The 16,926-nt window shown below is 67.5% G+C and carries 19 protein-coding genes; 5 read left to right on the plus strand and 14 right to left on the minus strand.

Translation table 11 applies throughout. From position 1 onward, the window contains the following. Positions 1–4: 4 nt before the first annotated feature. Complete coding sequence (locus A5699_RS13995; RefSeq protein WP_067770315.1) at positions 5–1,225, minus strand: CdaR family transcriptional regulator; 1,221 nt, start codon at positions 1,223–1,225, stop codon at positions 5–7. A 100-nt stretch (positions 1,226–1,325) separates the two neighbouring features. Here A5699_RS13995 and A5699_RS14000 point away from each other — a divergent pair, with 100 nt between their 5' ends. Further along, positions 1,326–2,810, plus strand: a complete 1,485-nt coding sequence (locus A5699_RS14000; protein ID WP_067770201.1) for an NAD(P)/FAD-dependent oxidoreductase — start codon at positions 1,326–1,328, stop codon at positions 2,808–2,810. A 9-nt stretch (positions 2,811–2,819) separates the two neighbouring features. Here the strand turns inward: A5699_RS14000 and A5699_RS14005 are convergent, their stop codons facing one another. Together A5699_RS14005 and A5699_RS14010 are read right to left on the minus strand one after the other, a co-directional pair. Further along, a complete protein-coding gene (locus tag A5699_RS14005; protein WP_067770316.1) occupies positions 2,820–3,590 on the minus strand; it encodes a class I SAM-dependent methyltransferase in 771 nt (256 codons plus the stop codon). A gap of 76 nt (positions 3,591–3,666) precedes the next feature. Further along, positions 3,667–4,182 (minus strand): DUF1697 domain-containing protein, encoded by a 516-nt coding sequence (locus A5699_RS14010; protein ID WP_067770203.1) that lies wholly within the window; start codon positions 4,180–4,182, stop codon positions 3,667–3,669. Positions 4,183–4,305: 123 nt separating this feature from the next. Between A5699_RS14010 and A5699_RS14015 the strand changes: the two genes are divergently transcribed. Both A5699_RS14015 and A5699_RS29155 read left to right on the plus strand, forming a co-directional pair. After that, positions 4,306–4,749 (plus strand): PPOX class F420-dependent oxidoreductase, encoded by a 444-nt coding sequence (locus A5699_RS14015; protein WP_067770205.1) that lies wholly within the window; start codon positions 4,306–4,308, stop codon positions 4,747–4,749. Between the two features lie 15 nt (positions 4,750–4,764). Continuing rightward, complete coding sequence (locus A5699_RS29155) at positions 4,765–4,935, plus strand: DUF5302 domain-containing protein (RefSeq protein WP_139335135.1); 171 nt, start codon at positions 4,765–4,767, stop codon at positions 4,933–4,935. A gap of 70 nt (positions 4,936–5,005) precedes the next feature. Here the strand turns inward: A5699_RS29155 and A5699_RS14020 are convergent, their stop codons facing one another. The 9 genes from A5699_RS14020 to A5699_RS14060 all read right to left on the minus strand — a co-directional run bounded on the left by A5699_RS14020 (position 5,006) and on the right by A5699_RS14060 (position 14,212). Further along, on the minus strand, positions 5,006–6,319 hold the full coding sequence (locus tag A5699_RS14020) for an acyltransferase (RefSeq protein ID WP_067770208.1): 1,314 nt from the start codon (positions 6,317–6,319) through the stop codon (positions 5,006–5,008). A gap of 35 nt (positions 6,320–6,354) precedes the next feature. After that, a complete protein-coding gene (locus A5699_RS14025; RefSeq protein ID WP_067770211.1) occupies positions 6,355–7,545 on the minus strand; it encodes an MFS transporter in 1,191 nt (396 codons plus the stop codon). Positions 7,546–7,646: 101 nt separating this feature from the next. Continuing rightward, the gene (locus A5699_RS14030) at positions 7,647–9,278 is read right to left on the minus strand and encodes a cation acetate symporter (protein WP_067770213.1); all 1,632 of its coding nucleotides are present in this window, start codon (positions 9,276–9,278) and stop codon (positions 7,647–7,649) included. After that, on the minus strand, positions 9,275–9,619 hold the full coding sequence (locus A5699_RS14035; protein WP_067770215.1) for a DUF485 domain-containing protein: 345 nt from the start codon (positions 9,617–9,619) through the stop codon (positions 9,275–9,277). Before A5699_RS14035 ends, A5699_RS14030 begins: the two co-directional genes overlap by 4 nt. A 148-nt stretch (positions 9,620–9,767) precedes the next feature. After that, complete coding sequence (locus A5699_RS14040; protein ID WP_067770217.1) at positions 9,768–11,498, minus strand: cation acetate symporter; 1,731 nt, start codon at positions 11,496–11,498, stop codon at positions 9,768–9,770. After that, positions 11,495–11,881 (minus strand): hypothetical protein, encoded by a 387-nt coding sequence (locus A5699_RS14045; protein ID WP_067770219.1) that lies wholly within the window; start codon positions 11,879–11,881, stop codon positions 11,495–11,497. Before A5699_RS14045 ends, A5699_RS14040 begins: the two co-directional genes overlap by 4 nt. Beyond that, positions 11,874–12,668, minus strand: coding sequence for a LytTR family DNA-binding domain-containing protein (locus A5699_RS14050; RefSeq protein WP_067770221.1), 795 nt, complete (start codon positions 12,666–12,668; stop codon positions 11,874–11,876). The genes A5699_RS14045 and A5699_RS14050 overlap by 8 nt, the downstream gene beginning before the upstream one ends. Further along, entirely contained in the window at positions 12,665–13,864 is a 1,200-nt protein-coding gene (locus A5699_RS14055) for a sensor histidine kinase (protein ID WP_067770223.1), read from the minus strand. The genes A5699_RS14050 and A5699_RS14055 overlap by 4 nt, the downstream gene beginning before the upstream one ends. A 45-nt stretch (positions 13,865–13,909) precedes the next feature. Beyond that, the gene (locus tag A5699_RS14060) at positions 13,910–14,212 is read right to left on the minus strand and encodes a DUF732 domain-containing protein (protein ID WP_067770225.1); all 303 of its coding nucleotides are present in this window, start codon (positions 14,210–14,212) and stop codon (positions 13,910–13,912) included. A 91-nt stretch (positions 14,213–14,303) separates the two neighbouring features. On the opposite strand from A5699_RS14060, the gene A5699_RS14065 reads away from it, so the two are divergent. Then, positions 14,304–14,891 carry an HhH-GPD-type base excision DNA repair protein gene (locus A5699_RS14065; protein WP_067770227.1) on the plus strand — a complete coding sequence of 196 codons (588 nt, stop codon included), beginning with the start codon at positions 14,304–14,306 and terminating at the stop codon, positions 14,889–14,891. Positions 14,892–14,961: 70 nt separating this feature from the next. Here the strand turns inward: A5699_RS14065 and A5699_RS14070 are convergent, their stop codons facing one another. Further along, on the minus strand, positions 14,962–15,615 hold the full coding sequence (locus tag A5699_RS14070) for a nitroreductase family protein (RefSeq protein WP_067770229.1): 654 nt from the start codon (positions 15,613–15,615) through the stop codon (positions 14,962–14,964). 35 nt (positions 15,616–15,650) lie between these two features. Between A5699_RS14070 and A5699_RS14075 the strand changes: the two genes are divergently transcribed. Further along, the gene (locus A5699_RS14075) at positions 15,651–15,800 is read left to right on the plus strand and encodes a DUF1059 domain-containing protein (RefSeq protein ID WP_003882209.1); all 150 of its coding nucleotides are present in this window, start codon (positions 15,651–15,653) and stop codon (positions 15,798–15,800) included. Between the two features lie 91 nt (positions 15,801–15,891). Here the strand turns inward: A5699_RS14075 and A5699_RS14080 are convergent, their stop codons facing one another. Beyond that, positions 15,892–16,890, minus strand: coding sequence for a hypothetical protein (locus tag A5699_RS14080; RefSeq protein WP_067770231.1), 999 nt, complete (start codon positions 16,888–16,890; stop codon positions 15,892–15,894). Positions 16,891–16,926 lie beyond the last annotated feature (36 nt).

Below are 16,926 nucleotides of genomic sequence, written 5' to 3' on the forward strand. Positions count from 1 at the left end.
GCGCTCAGCCCGGCCGGCTGCCGTGCCAGCGCAGCACATCCAGCGCAACGGCCACCGGGACGCTGCGCTCGGCAAGTGGGCGGGGCAGCAGCTCGTCGGCGCGGGCCAACCGGCGCAACAGCGTGTTGCGGTGTAGGTACAGCCGGGCGGCGGCACGTGACGCGTTGCACTGCTCGTCGACGAATACCCTTACTGTTTCTCGCAATTCGGGGTCGGCGCCCTCCAAATCGCCCAGGTTGTGGCTGACGAACTCCGCTGCGCGATCGGGGTCGGCGGTGATCAGCGCGACCAGCTCGACATCGGTGAATCGGGCGATCTGCTGGCGGGAGTGCAGTCGAGCCATCATCTGCTGCGTGGTGATGGCGTCGAAATGACTGCGCCGGAAGCCATCCAGGCCGTCGCCGGCCGGTCCGATCGCGATGCGCACGCCGCGGTAGGGCTCGGTGGACCGCGCGAGGGCGTCGAGGTCGTGAGTACCCCCGGCGGCCCACACCCAGCGCGTGGCGCTGCTCGCCAGCACGCTCAGCGGTCGCGGATCGGCGCAGGCCCGGCCGAACGCCTGGGCGGCGCGGTCCAGCCCAGACAGATCACCGTCGGGGTCCTCGCTCCAGATCACCGCGGCGGTGTGGGTTCCCGTCAGCGCGTACCCCAGCCGCGCCTCCGCACGTTGCCGGGGGATCGGGGCGCCGTCGAGCAACAGCGCGACGGTCTCGCGTCGCTCGGCGTTCGTGCCGCGGGTCAGCTCGTCACGTTCCAGGTCGATCTGCGCGGCGATCCCGGCCAAGGTGGCGTCGACGAAGGCGCTGACCGACCGCGAGCACACGTCGAGCAACTCGTGCAGTTCGGTGGGATCGGAACTCAGTTCGAAGGCGATCTCCAGCAACCGGCGCCACGCCACGCCTTCGCCGACTCTGTATGCGTCGAGAGCGAAGGCGTCGATGCCGCGGCGCACCAGCTCGCGGGCGATGATCAGTGGCTCCGGCCCGGTGTTCGGCGGTACCGGAGCCCCGGGGTCGCGGACGTTGGCCGTGCCCCAGAAGAACAGGTTGGCCCGGTTGCTGCGACTGACCGCGGCCGCGAGTTCGGGGTCGGCGGCGATGGCCGGGTTCGCGGCCAGGACGGCCGCGTCCAGCTCGTCGAGCCATTCCGCACGGGCGTTGACCACGATCTGCGCGCACTGGCGGATCAGTTCTCTCACCCGTGGTGACGGCGGTGCCCAGGCCATGCGTCCACCGTAGAGCGGCGGTGCATAGTGCACCAGAAGTCAGCGAATGTGGTGGCTTTTGACCTTGGCGCCCGCTGAGGGTGGGCGCGACCATCGTTTCATGACTGATACCGAACATCTCGACGTACTGATCGTCGGGGCCGGCATCTCCGGCATCGGCGCCGCCTACTACCTGCAACGCGAACACCCCGGCCGCAGCTACGCGATCCTGGAGGCTCGCGGTGCCACCGGCGGCACGTGGGATCTGTTCCGGTATCCGGGAATTCGCTCGGACTCCGACCTGCACACCTTCGGCTACGCGTTCAAGCCGTGGCGGGACGAGCACGCGATCGCCACCGCCGACAAGATCCTGGCGTACCTGCGTGAGACGGTCGCCGAGAACGGTATCGACAGCCACATCCGCTTTCACCACAAGGTGCTCGGTGCGGCGTGGGATTCGGCCGCGGGTTGCTGGACCGTGGACATCGAGCGGGCTGACACCGGAGCGCTGATCCAACTCTCGGCGAACTGGCTGTTCTGCGGCGGTGGGTACTACCGCTACGACCAGGGCTACACGCCGCACTTCGACGGCGCCGACCGGTTCACCGGCCGCATCGTGCATCCCCAGCACTGGCCCGAGGACCTCGACTACACCGGCAAGAAGGTGGTGGTGATCGGTAGCGGCGCCACCGCCGTCACGCTGGTCCCGGCGATGGCAAGAACCGCTGCCCACGTCACCATGCTGCAGCGCTCACCGACATACGTGATGTCGGTTCCGGGCAAGGACGCCTTCGCTAACACCGCCAAACGGATTCTCGGCGACGAGCGTGGCTACGCACTGACCCGGCGCAAGAACATCCTCAAGCAGCGCGGCGTCTACACGTTCTGCCAGAAGTACCCGAAGGCCGCCCGCGCGGTGATCCGTTGGTTCAACGCGCGCCAGTTGCCTGCCGGATATCCGGTCGACGAGCACTTCAGCCCGCGCTACAACCCGTGGGACCAGCGGTTGTGCGCGGTGCCCGACGGCGATCTGTTCGACGTGCTCGGCGACGGCAGCGCCTCGGTGGTCACCGACCGGATCTCGACGTTCACCGAGAACGGCATCCTGCTGGAGTCCGGCCGACAGTTGGATGCCGATATCATCGTCACCGCAACGGGATTGAATGTCCAGCTGTTCGGCGGGATGACCCTGACGGTCGACGGTGCGGCGGTGGACTTACCGTCGACGGTGGCCTACAAGGGGATGATGCTGTCCGGGGTGCCCAACTTCGTCTTCGCCTTCGGTTACACCAACTCGTCGTGGACGCTCAAGGTCGGGTTGCTGTGTGAGCATTTCTGCCGACTGCTCAGCCACATGGACGCCCACGGCCATGACGCCGTGCGGCCGATCGCCGAACCCGGCATGCACACGCGTCCGCTGTTGGACTTCGCGGCCGGCTATGTCCAGCGGGCAGTGGCCGACATCCCCCGCCAGGGCGTCGACGGGCCGTGGGTGATGTCGATGAACTACACCTACGATGCGGCGATGCTTCGTGACGGCCCCGTCGTCGACCCGAACCTGAAGTTCTCCCAGACTGTCGCCGAACCCGCCGCGCTGACCGGCTGACCCGGGGGTTCAGCCGAACTCGAGGAGCCCGACCAACGGGCGTACCGAGTCGAAGATCGGCAGATGCTGTGCCCGCAGCAGGGCGTTGAACACCATGCCGCGGCCCGGCGGCATCGGCAGATCCCGCACGGTGCGCACACCGGGGACAGTGTTCACCAGATCGGCCAACTGCGCGGGAGTCAACGTGAACGGCATCGGCGGTACCCGATAGCGCGTCGAGGTCGGCATCCCCTTGCGGGTCAGGAACGCGAACACCGATGGCGGCAGGTCGAACATCATCTGCCCGCCCGGGAAGCGTTGCGCGCAGGCGCGGATGATCGACATGGACTCCTCGGGCTGCAAATACATCAGGAGCCCCTCGGCGGTGATGAACACACCCTCCTCGGTGTCGACCTGGTCCATCCAGCTGAAGTCCAGCGCGGACTGCGCGCACTGTGTGACCCGCTCCGGCTTGGGCAGCAGCTTGTTGCGAATGTCGATCATCGGTTTCAGATCGACGGAAAGCCAACGGAACTCATGGCCGAGGCCGGCCGCGTCGAGCCGGTAGAAGCTGGTCTGCAACCCTTCGGCCAATGCCACCACGGTGGCCCGCGGATGATCGCGCAGATAGTTGCCGGTCATCCGGTCGAACACCAAGGCGCGCAACGCCATGTCCTGGCGTCGGGTGTAGCCGAACTTGCCGAAATCGAAATCGATCGAGTCGACCAGTTGCACCGCCACCGGATCGTCGATCAAGCCGTCGGGCCGCCGCGCTTCATGCGCACGCACCTGCAAGGTCATCAGCGCGGTTTCGGAAACGCCGGTGAGTTCGACCTTGGCCCGCGAGTTGGTGGTCACCCGGTCGAATGTACCGAAATCAGCGCAGCACCTTCTCCAGCGTGCGCAGGTTTCTGGTGGTCGTCGAGGACTTGTAGCGCTTCTTTCCCATGGTCTTGCTGAGGGCGCTGTCCAGCGTCGCACCCCGGGGGACCTGCCAGTAGAGCACGCCGTCACCACGCCGGATCTTCTCCCCGGCACCCGGGGGCAGGGCGGCGAGTTCGTCGAGCAGATCGGTGTCGCTGACGAACGTGACGTAGGAGTGGTGGCCGTCGACCTCACGCTCGAACGGGTAGGCGGCCGAGATCTGCCGCAACGTTGCGAGGTCGTATACGAGTACCCAGGCTTCGTAACCGAAGGCATCCCGCAATGCGCGTTCGGCGGTGGTGCGTACCTTTGCTTCCTGGGAATTGCTGTCCAGCAACACGTTTCCACTTGCCAGGATGGTGCGCACCTGGCTGAACCCGGCCCTCTCCAGCGCTTTGGCCACCTCGGCCATCTTGAGGTTGATGCCACCGACGTTGACGCCCCGCAGGAACGCGGCATAGCGGGTCATGGCTGAAGCCTAATCGCCCTTCCGCGGTTGCCCCGGGGCCACAACGAGGTGGCCGAGGCGGTGTCGAGGGTGTTGCCGTCAATCACACTCATCGGATCGTCGGTAAGGACGTACGCTCGACTCATGGGGCGTCAGGTTTTCGACGACAAGCTGTTGGCCTTGATCGGCGGCAATTCCTTGGGAGTGCTGGCGACGATCAAACAGGACGGTCGTCCACAGCTGTCGAATGTCTCGTACTACTTCGACCCCCGCGCGCAGCAGATCCAGGTGTCGATCACCGAACCGCGGGCCAAGACCCGCAACCTGCGGCGCGATCCGCGCGCGTCCATCCACGTCAGCTCCGACGACGGCTGGTCCTATGCGGTGGCCGAGGGCGACGCGATCCTCACCCCGCCCGCCGCAGCGCCCGACGACGACACGGTCGAGGGGCTTATCGCCTTGTACCGCAACATCGCCGGTGAACATCCGGACTGGGACGATTACCGCCGCGCCATGGTCGACGATCGCCGGGTGCTGCTGACACTGCCCATCACACACGTTTATGGGATGCCGCCGGGCCGTCGATAGCGTTACGCTGCGCCTATGGCTGACGACAAACCGGAAGACGACAACAAGCGCAAGTTCCGGGAGGCTTTGGAGCGGAAGAAGTCGCAGTCGTCGGGAGGCGCTGCGCACAAGGACGGCGGCCGTTCTCAGCCGCGGGCCCACGGTCCCGTGGAGAACCGGCGCGAATTCCGTCGTAAGAGCGGGTAACCACGCACGCGAGGGTGCACACAGATCGCGAAATACCGCAGAATCACGATCTGTGTGCACCCTCGGCGCGTTATTTGTCGGCGAGTGCGCGGGCGGCCACGAGCGCCACCAGCATCACCGCCACGCAGTACACACCCTGATCCTTCAGACCCCACGCCACGGAGGTCAGCGTCGCCGCACCGGCCACACACAGCAGCAGGCCCACGGCGGCGCTGCGAACTCCGGTACTGCTCACCACGCCGCCGTCCCACCGGGGCAGTGGGTTGTTCTCCAAGGGGCGCAGGGCGACGAAGGCGAGCGCGACCAGGCCGGCCATCAGCACCAGTTGCACGATCGACAGCGCCACGAAGCCAGGGGCGGACGGGTCGTAGCGGTCCAGGCCGAGGTAGTCGAACACCAGGTGCACGCCCAGCAGCAGCGGCATGTGCCACAGGTACAGCGTCATCGCCCCGGAGTTGCCGATCGCGGTCAGCCACCACACCCGTGGCCGCTGTGCCCACCGGTTGATCGCCGGCGCCGCGGCAATTGCGAACGCGCACATCATGATCGCGTGGCCGGCCAGCAGTAGTGATGGCGGCGTCATGTTCTTCAGCTGCTGGGTCTCGATGCCCACCAGGCTCAGCTCGTAGGGCCCGAAGTACAGCAGCGCCAGGTTCACCCCGAGCATGCCGACCCCGATCTTGAGCGCGGCCCCGCTGGACAGCAGGTTGCGCCGGTAGGCCACCCCGAACATGCCGGGGATCAACCACACCACGGTGTTGAGATAACCGAGCGTGGCGTAGCCGTCGAGATTGATCCGGACCGCGTCGATCACGGCGATGAACGCATAGGTGCTGATGATCGCGCCGGCCAGCTGGGCCGTCGTCGTGATGCGCGCCAGCAGCGGCACGGCCGCCAGCACCAGCACGTAGGCGCCGAGGAACCACAGCAACTGGATCGAGATGCCGGCAACGGGTTCGTAGACGTGCTCGGGCAGCACGAACCGCAACACCGCGAGGGCGGCGGTCCAGAACGCCAGGTAGTAGAAGACCGGGCGGTACAGCCGGGTGCACCGTTTCAGCAGCCAGCCGCCCCAGGAAGAGCCCGGTCGCCACGACTGCACCGAGGCGGCCACACCGGCGAAGAAGAACAGCGGCATGATCTGGAAGATCCACGTCAGCGCCTGAAACACGGTGGACGCGGTGAGCAGGTTGCTCCAGATGAACACGTCATCGCGGATGGTGCTGGTGGCCATGATGGTGTGCCCGAACACCACACCGACGAGCGAGACGATGCGGATGACGTCGATGGCCCGGTCCCGGTCCGGCGGAGTCTGGGCCTCGACCTCGGCGGGGGACGGGAACAGCCCGGCTTTTGCGGGGGCTGGGTCAGCGGCAATGGTCATGACGGCAACGCTATGGCCTTGCAGCTGCGTAGTCCCTAGGTAGAAATACGGGACTTGTCGCGGGACTCCCGGATGAGGATGGCGACCAGGCAGATCGCGGCCAGCCCGGCGACACCGATTGCAAAGGCCACGCCGGCGGTGCGTAGACCCAGAGCTTGTGCGGCCAGGCCTTCGCCGATCACCGGCAGCGAGATCGCCACATAGGCGACGACGAAGTAGGTGGAGCTGACCTCGGCGCGACGCTCGGCCGGGGCGAGCTCGGCCACCGCGGCCAGGCCCCGACTGAAGCTCATGCCCTGGCCGATACCGGACACCACGGCCGCCGCGAGAAGCCCGACGAGCGAGGAAAAGAACAGTGCTGCAGTCAGAATCGCCATACCTGCGATCAGCAGCGCGCACCCGACGGCCACCGCGCGACCGGTGTCCACCCGGTTCGCGAACACCTGGGTGACCGCCGAGGCGGCAAAGATCGAACAGGCGATCGCGCCCGCCACGGCGTGGTTGTCGATCCCGATCACCGTGGCCAGAAACGACGGAGCCACCGCGGTGTACATCCCCGTCACGGCGAATCCGGCGAAGGCTGCCAGCGCCGCGATGACGAACACCGTCCGGACCTCCGCGGGCACTGACAGGCGCTGCAGCCCGATCCGGCCGGTGCGCGCCGAGGTCTCCGGGACGACGAACACCGCCACCGCAGCCACGAGCGCCAGGCCGATGTGGATCAGGAAGGGCAGTTGCAGCGGGTGCGGTGCGTATTGGACCAGCAGGCCGGCCAGCAGCGGGCCGGCGCCCAGCCCGCCGATGTTGGCGACGGTGGCCACCGCCGCGGCCCGGCTCTTCCACGCCGGCGGGGCGGCCTCGATGACAGCTGCGGTGGCGGTGCCGGTGAACACACCCGCCGACAGGCCGGAGAGCACCCGTCCGATCAGCAGCACCGGCACCGAGTCGGCGAACAGGAACACCACCGCGCTGGCCAGAGCAAACCCGATGCCCGCCAGCAGCACCGGGCGTCGGCCGACCACATCGGACCACCGGCCGAAGACCAGGAGTGCGAAAAGCACGCCGCCGGCATACGTCGCGTAGATGACGGTGGTGGTCAGGACCGCGAAATGCATCTCTTGGCCGTAGAGCGCATACATCGGGGTCGGCAGGGTGGTGCCGACCATGATGGCCGCGAACGCGTAGGCAAGGAGGGGGAAGGCGAAACGCCCCCGGGACTTGGGCATGTGCCATTGAAACGTGCCGGGGGCGCCGGAGCTTCCCCGAATGCGACGCTATGGCTGCCGGGATTGCTCCCGAACAGCCACAGCGTCGCATTCGAGACCGATTAGTGGGCGACCGCCTTCTCGGCGCCCACACCCGTCAGCGAGCGCACCTCCATCTCGGCGTTGAGCTCCGGGTCCCCGGTGTCGGGTGAGGTGAGCGTGCCGATGATGCCGAGGGCGAATGCCAGCGGGATCGACACAATGCCGGGGTTGGCCAGCGGGAAGAAATCGAAGTCCGCGCCCGGGATCATGGCGGTCTTGCTGCCCGACACGGCGGGGGAGAACACGATCAGCACGATGGTCGAGATCAGGCCGCCGTACATGCTCCACAACGCGCCACGGGTGTTGAACCGCTTCCAGTACAGCGAGTAGACGATCGTGGGCAGGTTGGCCGCCGCGGCCACCGCGAACGCCAGCGCCACCAGGAACGCCACGTTCTGACCGTTGGCGAGGATGCCCAGCCCGATCGCGAACACGCCCAGGACCACCGCGGTGATGCGGGAGACCTTCACCTGCTCGGCCTCAGATACCTTGTGGGACTTCAGAACCGAGGCGTAGATGTCGTGAGCGAAGGAGGCCGACGCGGTGATGGTCAATCCGGCCACGACCGCGAGGATCGTCGCGAACGCCACCGCCGAGATGACCCCGAGCAGGATCACGCCGCCGAGTTCGAACGCCAGCAGCGGGGCCGCAGAGTTGACCCCACCGGCCGCGCCGAGGATGCGGTCCGGGCCGACGAGGGCGGCCGCACCATAACCCAGGACCAAGGTGAACAGGTAGAACGCGCCGATGAGCGCGATCGCCCAAACCACCGACCGCCGAGCCTCTTTCGCCGTGGGCACGGTGTAGAACCGCATCAACACATGCGGCAGGCCCGCGGTGCCCAGCACCAACGCCAGCGCCAGCGAGATGAAGTTGATCTGTGACGTGAACGAGCCGCCGTACTGTGCGCCGGGGGCCAGCACGTCCCGCTCGGCGACACCCTTGGTGGTGGCACCGGAGATCGCCGACTGCGCCGAGCCGAGGATCTCGGAGAAGTTCAGCCCGAACTTGCTCAGCACCATCACCGTCATCAGCGCAGCACCGGCGATCAGCAGTACCGCCTTGATGATCTGCACCCAGGTGGTGCCTTTCATGCCGCCGACCAGGACGTAGACGATCATCAGGATACCGACGACGGCGATCACGATCGACTGCCCGGTCCGGCTGTTGACGTCGAGGAGCAGGGCGACGAGGCCACCGGCGCCGGCCATCTGGGCCAACAGGTAGAACAACGACACCGTCAGCGTCGAGATCGCTGCGGCCAGTCGCACCGGGCGCTGCTTGAGCCGGAAGCTCAGCACGTCGGCCATGGTGAATTTGCCGGTGTTGCGCAGCAATTCGGCCACCAGCAGCAGGGCCACCAGCCAGGCCACCAGGAACCCGATCGAGTAGAGAAAACCGTCGTAGCCGTACACGGCGATGGCCCCGGCGATGCCGAGGAAGCTGGCCGCCGACAGGTAGTCACCGGCGATGGCGATGCCGTTCTGCGGGCCGGAGAAGCCACGGCCACCGGTGAAGAACTCGTCGGCGGTGGCGTTGCGCTTGCTGGCCTTGATCACCACGATCATCGTGACGACGACGAACAGGCTGAAGATGCCGATGTTGGCGACGGGGTTGCCGACGGTCTCGGCCGCGAGAATCGTGGTGGTCATCGGGTACCTTCCAGTTCTTCGCGGATGGCCGTCGCCCGCGGGTCGAGCTCGCGGTTGGCGAAGCGTACGTACAGACCGGTGATGAGGAACGTGGTCAGGAACTGGCCCAGGCCGATCAGCAGGCCGACGTTGATGTTGCCGAACACCTCGATGGCCATGAAGTCGTGGGCGAACGCGCCCAGCGCCACGTACAGCCCGTACCACAGCAGGAAAAACGCCGTCATGGGGAAGACGAAGCGGCGCAGTCGGTTACGCAGCTCCTGGAATTCAGGACTGGCCTGCGCGGCGAGGAATTGCTCCCCGGTCGGGGCAACCCTCTCGGGAAGGTCGATTTCGGGCACCGGTACTCCTGACAGTCGGCTGTGAGGGAACTGGGCACCGAACCTAGTTGAGAGGTGGGTCACAGGGCGCGGGTATCGGCCGTCGATACGCCGAATTCGGGCGTGGTTGCGCCGAACGGTCGGTCGTCGGGGCTGAGCGGCAGGCGGCTCAGCCGGTGGGGAGGCGCTCGATACCCAGACCGAGCCGTTCGGGCACATGCATGCGCGCGAAGATCTGCGCGACGCCGGGGGTGGGTCGGGTGACCAGGCTGACCCCGATCATGGTGAGAAAGGCGATCGGCACGCTGACCGCGGCGGGATAATCCACCATCACCGCGGGCCAGCCGCCGAGAAGGGCGTCGTCCACGCCACCGGTGATCGCCACGAGGACCGCCCCGCCGCATACCGACCCGCCGACCACGAGACCGCATGCCGCGCCCACCGCGGTCAGGCCGCGCCACCAGATGCCGAGCACCAGCAGCGGGCACAATGTGGACGCTGCGACGGCGAACGCCAGGCCGACGCTGCGGGACAGCTCCAGCCCGGAGACCATCAGTGACAACGGGATCGGGATCAGTCCGCCGACCACCGCCGCCACCCGGAAGTCGCGGACCCGGCCGCGCAGCACGTCGGTGGCCAGGGCGCCGGCGATGCTGACCAGCAGCCCGGACGACGTGGCCAGAAATGCCGCGATGGCGCCGGCGGCCACGAGGGCGGCCAGCAGTTGTCCGCCGACCCCGCCGACGGCTGCCCCCGGCGCCAAAAGCACTGCGGCATCGGCGGTTCCGGTGATCAACAGCTGGGGAACATACAGCCGGGAGAACACCCCGAGCAGGACCGGGAAGAGGTAGAACACCGACAGCAACGCCACCACCGCCAGGGCCGTGCGGCGCGCGGCCTGCCCGTCGGGGTTCGTGTAGAAGCGGACCAGCACATGGGGCAGACCGAGGGTGCCGAGGAATGTCGCCACGATGATCGACAACACCTGGTAGAGCGGATGTCCGCCGCCCAGGCCGCCACCGGAGGCGATCCACTCACTGCCGGTGCCCGGGGTGCCGGCCACGACGGGCGTCGCGGCACCGGCCGCCAAGGTCAGCGCGGTACCCGCGCCGAGGGTGTGCTGCCCGGGCGCGGTGATCGTGGCGGAGTCGACGTGGCGGCCGTCCAGATCGCCGGTCACCGTGATACCGGCCGGTTCGATGACCTGCACCACGACGTCGGTCTCGATCTGGACGGTGGTCTGATGCTGCACGGTCGGCGGCAGTGGGCCGCCCAATTCGCCTCGGTCGCCGACGAACAATCCCAGCAGCGCCAACGCGGGGATGGCGACTGCAGTGAGCTTGAGCCAGTACTGGAACGCCTGCACGAACGTGATCGACCGCATGCCGCCGGCCACCACATTCATGATCACGATAGCCCCCACCGACAGGGGGCCGATCCAGACCGGAACGCCCAGAAGCGTTTTCAGGGCCAACCCGGCGCCCTGATACTGCGGCGCCAGGTAGAACAGGCAGATCATCACGACCACAAGCATGGCGACCTTGCGCAATCTGACCGAGCCCAACCGGAATTCGGCGAAGTCCGGCACGGTGTAGGCCCCCGACCGGCGCAGTGGCGCTGCCACGAACAACAGCAGGCCCAGATATCCCGCGGTGAAACCGACCGGGTACCACAGCGCGTCGGCGCCATATTTGGCGATCAGCCCGGCCACCCCGAGAAACGAAGCCGCCGAGAGATATTCACCGGAAATCGCGGCGGCGTTCCACTGCGGTCCGATGCTGCGGGAGGCGACCAGGAAGTCCGACGTGGTGCGCGACAGGCGGACGCCGTACATACCGATCACGATGGTGGCGACCGCGGCGAACAGGAGTGCGGCGGCGGTCAACGGGGCGCCGGTCATGGTTCGCTGTCGACCACCCGGACGAAATCCCGTTCGCCCTGCTCGGCCAGCCGGACATACATCCGTCCCACGCCGTACAGCAGCGGGTAGAGCAGTCCGGCCAGGATCAGCCAGTTGAGCCGGACCCCGAACACGCTGAGCGCGGCCAGATCCGGCACCATGGCGTTGACGAGTACGAGCGTAACGACGATCGTCACCACCACCGCGGTGAGCCGCAGCGCGAGCCCCAGCTGGGTGCGCACCAGCCCGCGAACCAGGGCGTCGCCCACCTGGGTCTGCTCGGCGACCTCGACGCGGGTGCGCACCATGCGGGCGCCGCGGCGGTGGGCGAGGACCACGCGCTCGCGCGCGGGCCGCCCAGAGGATCCGGGGCGCTCACTCATCGGTGCCCGCCGGTTTCAGTGAGCGCATCGGATCACGGACCAGCCGGTCGCGCAGTTCGCGTGCCTGTCGGCGGCTCACCGGTAACTCGACCGCGGGTGAGGACCCGTTGGCGCGCAACCGCACCAGTACGGCGCCGTCGGCGCTTCGCAGACCGGTCACTTGCCGCAAAGACACCAGATACGAGCGGTGGATGCGTTGGAAGCCATGATCGCGCCATCGGGTTTCCAAGGTGCTCAACGGTATTCGAACCAGATGCGCACCAGTAGCCGAGTGCAGCCGGGCGTAGTCGCCTTCGGCCTCGACCCAGCCGATGCTGTCGCGGGGCACCAGATGGGTGATACCGCCGAGCTCGGCGGGGATGACGTTCCAGTCCTGATCGTCGTGCGCCGCAGCCCCACCGCCGTGGGCGGTTGCGGTGCCGGCAGCCACGCGTCGCACCGCCTCGTCGAGCCGGTTCTGCCGGATCGGCTTGAGCAGATAGTCGACGGCACCGACGTCGAAGGCGGCCACCGCTTTGTCCTCGTGGGCGGTCACGAACACCACGGCCGGGCGGTGCGCGTAATTGGCCAGCACCCCGGCCAATTCGATCCCCGACAGGCCGGGCATGTTGATATCGAGGAACACCGCGTCGATGGCGTGCTGATTGAGTTCACGCAGCGCCGAGGTGGCGTCGGATGCGGTGTACACGTCGGCGACGTCGGGGTGTCGGCCCAACAGGTAGGCGAGCTCGTCGAGGGCGGGGGCCTCGTCGTCGACGGCCAGGACGGTCAGTTTCGCGCTCGTCATGTGAGTGCACCTCCGCTGGCTCGTATCCCCGAGCGGAACTTCGGCACACGCATCACCACTTTGGTGCCGGCACCGACCGCTGTCTCGACCACCAGACCGTAGTCGTTGCCGAAAGCCGCGCGCAGCCGATGATCCACATTCGTCAGCCCGACGTGCGCGGATTCGTCGGTGCGATCGGCCAGTGCATCGCCGGGGCCGGCACGGAGCGCGTCGGGATCCATGCCGACGCCGTCGTCCTCCACGGTGATCACGCATTCGGTGCCCGCGTCGCGCGCGATGATCTCCACCGATCCGCCGCCCTGTCCGGCCAGCCCGTGCCGCACGGCATTTTCGACCAGGGGCTGCAGCGCCAGGAACGGCACCACGACGTTGAGTACCTCGGGCGCCACCCGCAGCCGCACCAGCAGATTGGCGCCGAATCGGGCGCGTTCCAAGATCAGGTATCGGTCGATGTTGCGCAGCTCGTCGGCCAGCGTGGTGTATTGGCCTGCCGCGCGGAACGAATAGCGGGTGAAGTCGGCGAATTCCAGGATCAGCTCACGGGCCCGATCGGGGTCGGTGCGGACGAACGACGCGATCGTGTTGAGCGCGTTGTAGATGAAGTGCGGGCTGATCTGGGCCCGCAACGCCAGCACCTCGGCCCGGTCCAGGCGGGCGCGGGATGCATCGAGTTCGGCCAACTCGATCTGGCTGGCGGCATAACGGGCCACCTCGCCGACCGCACCGAGCATGCCGGGGCCTGGACTGGCCGGTGCCAGCACGACGAGGGCGCCGAGCACCTCGCCGCCCTCGGTGAGCAGCGGCTGGGCCACCACCGCGGTCGATCGCACGGTGCGCAGCACCCGACGTCCGGCGTTGATGGATTCGCGAGCGGTGTCGGCACAGACCTCGACGATGTCGGGATGCCAGATCGCCTCATCGGCGTGATCGCGGGCCAGCAGGGCCGCATCGTCGTCGAACAGAGCCAATCCCGCCGTGCCGGTGAGCTCACGCAGGTACGGCGCCGCGGTGGTGGCGGATTCGGTGTCCAGGCCTTGCCGTAACGCGCGGGCGGCCTGCGCGGCGGTGTGTAAGGCCGCATGTACTGCGCGCTCGGTGGGGGTGGCGACGACCCTGCGGGTGCGCACCACGACGACGGCGGCGACGGCCGCCAGGATCAGCGCCAGGGCCAGCGCGAGTGCAACTTCGCCGGACATCGTGCGGCCAACCTTAAACCGGCGACTGGCCGCCGCGCGGTGCCGCTACTGAACCGGGCAGGCGTACTTTCGGGCCACGTCGTACACGCGCTGCTCCGAACCGGGGCCGAACACGCCCTGGGCGGCCAGTTCCAATCCGATGTATCCCGGGATGCCCCCGACGCACGCCTGATGCGCGACCCGCCACGCGGTGTCGGGGTTCAAGTGGAAGCCGTTGCGGTCCAGGCCCTGCATGTAGTTGTCGAACTCCGGCGTGCCCTGGTCGGGGATCGCGTTGGCTGTCGCGGCCAAGGCAAGCGCCGTAGCCAGCGCGGCAAAAAGCGGTACAACGACGCGTCTCATGTCCATCTCCTATGGGCACACCACCGGTTATCGCGAGTACTTTCCCACACTGGGCCGACACCGGCGTCAAAAACGTGGCTGGTCCTAGACTGACGACGTGGGAAAACTGCAGCTAGTCCAAGATCCGGAGGCCGACGCCCTGCTGGAGGCCAACCCGTTCGCGCTGTTGGTGGGGATGTTGTTGGATCAGCAGATCCCGATGGAGACGGCGTTCGCCGGCCCCAAGAAGATCGCCGACCGCCTCGGTGCCGTCGACGCCCGCGAGATCGCCGACTACCACCCGGACGAGTTCATCGCCCTGGTGTCCCAAACCCCGGCGATACACCGGTTTCCGGGATCGATGGGCAAGCGCGTGCAGGAGTTGGCGCGTGCGATCGTCGACGAATACGACGGTGACGTGACGGCTTTGTGGACCGGTGGCGATCCCGACGGCAAAGAGGTGTTGCGCCGGCTCAAGCGTCTACCCGGGTTCGGTGATCAGAAGGCGCGGATCTTCTTGGCGCTGTTGGGCAAGCAGTACGGCGTGACGCCGGCGGGCTGGCGTGAGGCCGCGGGTGATTACGGCAACGAAGGCAGCTTCATGTCAGTGGCCGATGTGGTCGATCCCGGATCGTTGCAGAAGGTGCGGGCCTACAAGAAGGAAATGAAGGCCGCGGCGAAAATGGCCAAGCAGGCCAAAGCCTAACCGCGCCGAGCGTGCGTTCAGATCGCGTTTCGGCGCGGATTCGCGATCTGAATGCACCGTCGACGACGCGTCAGAACGCCGGCCCGTCGAACCGTTCCCGGGTGGCGATCTCGGCCACGGACTTGCGTGTGAGCTTGGTGAGTTGGCGTACGGGTTTGCCGAGTGGCAGCACTGCGGCGACCGCGTAATCCCCGGGTATGCCGAGCAGGGCCTTCACCTTGGGTTCTTCGGCCACGGCCATGGTGGTGAGCACACCTCCGTAACCTTCGTTGCGCGCGGCCAGCAGGATGTTCCACACGAACGGATACACCGAAGCCCCGGAGACGACGCCGATCCGGTCGAGATCCTGGTCGAACGCCGCGACGACCCCCAAGTCGACGCACACCACCAGGACCACCGCGGCGTCGACGAGGTGGGTGGCTCGCGGAACCTTCACCGCGGCGACGTCGGCATCCGATACCCGCATGGGATGCACCGGGTTCCACGGGCTTTCGCCGTTGCGTTGCTGCGCGATGTAGCGACGCGATCCGGTGACGCCGAGATCGGCGAGGGCCTCGCGGGTGGCGCGGTCACGGACCACCACCACGCGTGAGCCTTGGCGGTTGCCGCCGCTGGGCGCGAAGCGGGCGTTGTCGAGTATTCGTTCCAGCACGTCGTCGGGCAGCGGATCGTCGGTGAACTGGCGCGCGGCTCCGGTGGTGCGCATGACGTCGTACAAGTCCATGGCTACATCTATCTCACATATGCGAAAGTGAGGATATGGCGAAGACACATTTGAACTGCCCGTGTGGCGAAGCGATCAGCGGTACCGACGAGGACGACCTTGTCGAGAAGGCCCAGGCGCACCTGGCCCAGCAGCACCCCGGCCGCGAATACGACCGGGAGATGATTCTCTTCATGGCTTACTGAGCCTCCGACTTTCAGCCCCTACACAAAATTCCCGGTCGCCGGCCATGAGGCCAGCGACCGGGAATTTCGTTTCCCCATTCATATGGTGTGGTCAGGGCACCACCGTGGATCCGATGGTGGGCATGAACTGGCACTGCTTCTCGGTCGTGGTGACCTGCCCGAAGATCGTCGACATGATGCTGCCGGAGCCGGTGTCGGCGATGGCGGTCAGCGTGGTCGGGCCTTCGGGGTTGATGTCCGAGCGCGGCTGCAGCGTCACGCTCCCGGACTTGCCGGTGGTGAGGTTCACCCACGTGGCGTTGAGCGGCAGCTTCTGTTCGGCGGCCGGACCCGGGGTGCCGATGGCGGTGAACACGTAGGCGGTCTGCCCGGCCTTCGGCCCCGGCAGCGGAATCGTGGCCGGACCCGCCACTGAGATCGCCGTCGCCAGAACGTTTCCGCCGTCCTTCAGACACCCGTTGCTGATCGACGGGTACATGAAGTCCTGCGTCGTCGGCGCGTCCGGGCCGAAGTTCGGTGCGCCCGCCGGCGCGGGAGCCGGTGCGGGCGCGGGCGCAGGCGCCGGGATCGTGACAGCGGCCGGGACTGCCCCCGGGGCCGGCGGTGCCGGGGGAGCCGGGGCCGCTTCAGGAGCGGGGGCCGCTTCCGGCGCGGGAGCCGGTGCGGGGGCAGCTTCCGGGGCAGGCGCGGGCAGCGCCTCGGGGGCCGGCCCGGCCGCATGGACCGGGTCGACGCCCGCAGGCAGGTGCGCGTCGAGACCCGCGCCCGCGGCCGGGATGTGCTCGGGCGCGGCGACGGGTTGGGAGGCGAACTGGTTGACCGCCGTGGCGATGTTGTTGGACGCGGCCGGTTCCGACTTGTTGGCCGCGAACGCCTGAGCGGCAGCCATCAACAGCTGAGCCGCACCGGCGGGGTCGGCCGCAGCCTGTTGGATGATCGGGCTCAACTCCGATACCGCCGACAATCCGGGTGCCTGTTGCGCGTCGATCGGCAGCGGTGCCGGATCGGCGTTGGCTACGGCAGTGCCGAACAGCAACAGGGTGGTGGACCCGATTGCCGCGGCGGTGCCGAACAGCGTTTTCAGTGACATACGCGATGACATGGCTTTCCCATCGTTTCGGGCGGT

This window comes from Mycobacterium sp. E802, from assembly GCF_001666875.1.
In the GTDB taxonomy this organism is placed as follows: Bacteria; Actinomycetota; Actinomycetes; order Mycobacteriales; family Mycobacteriaceae; genus Mycobacterium.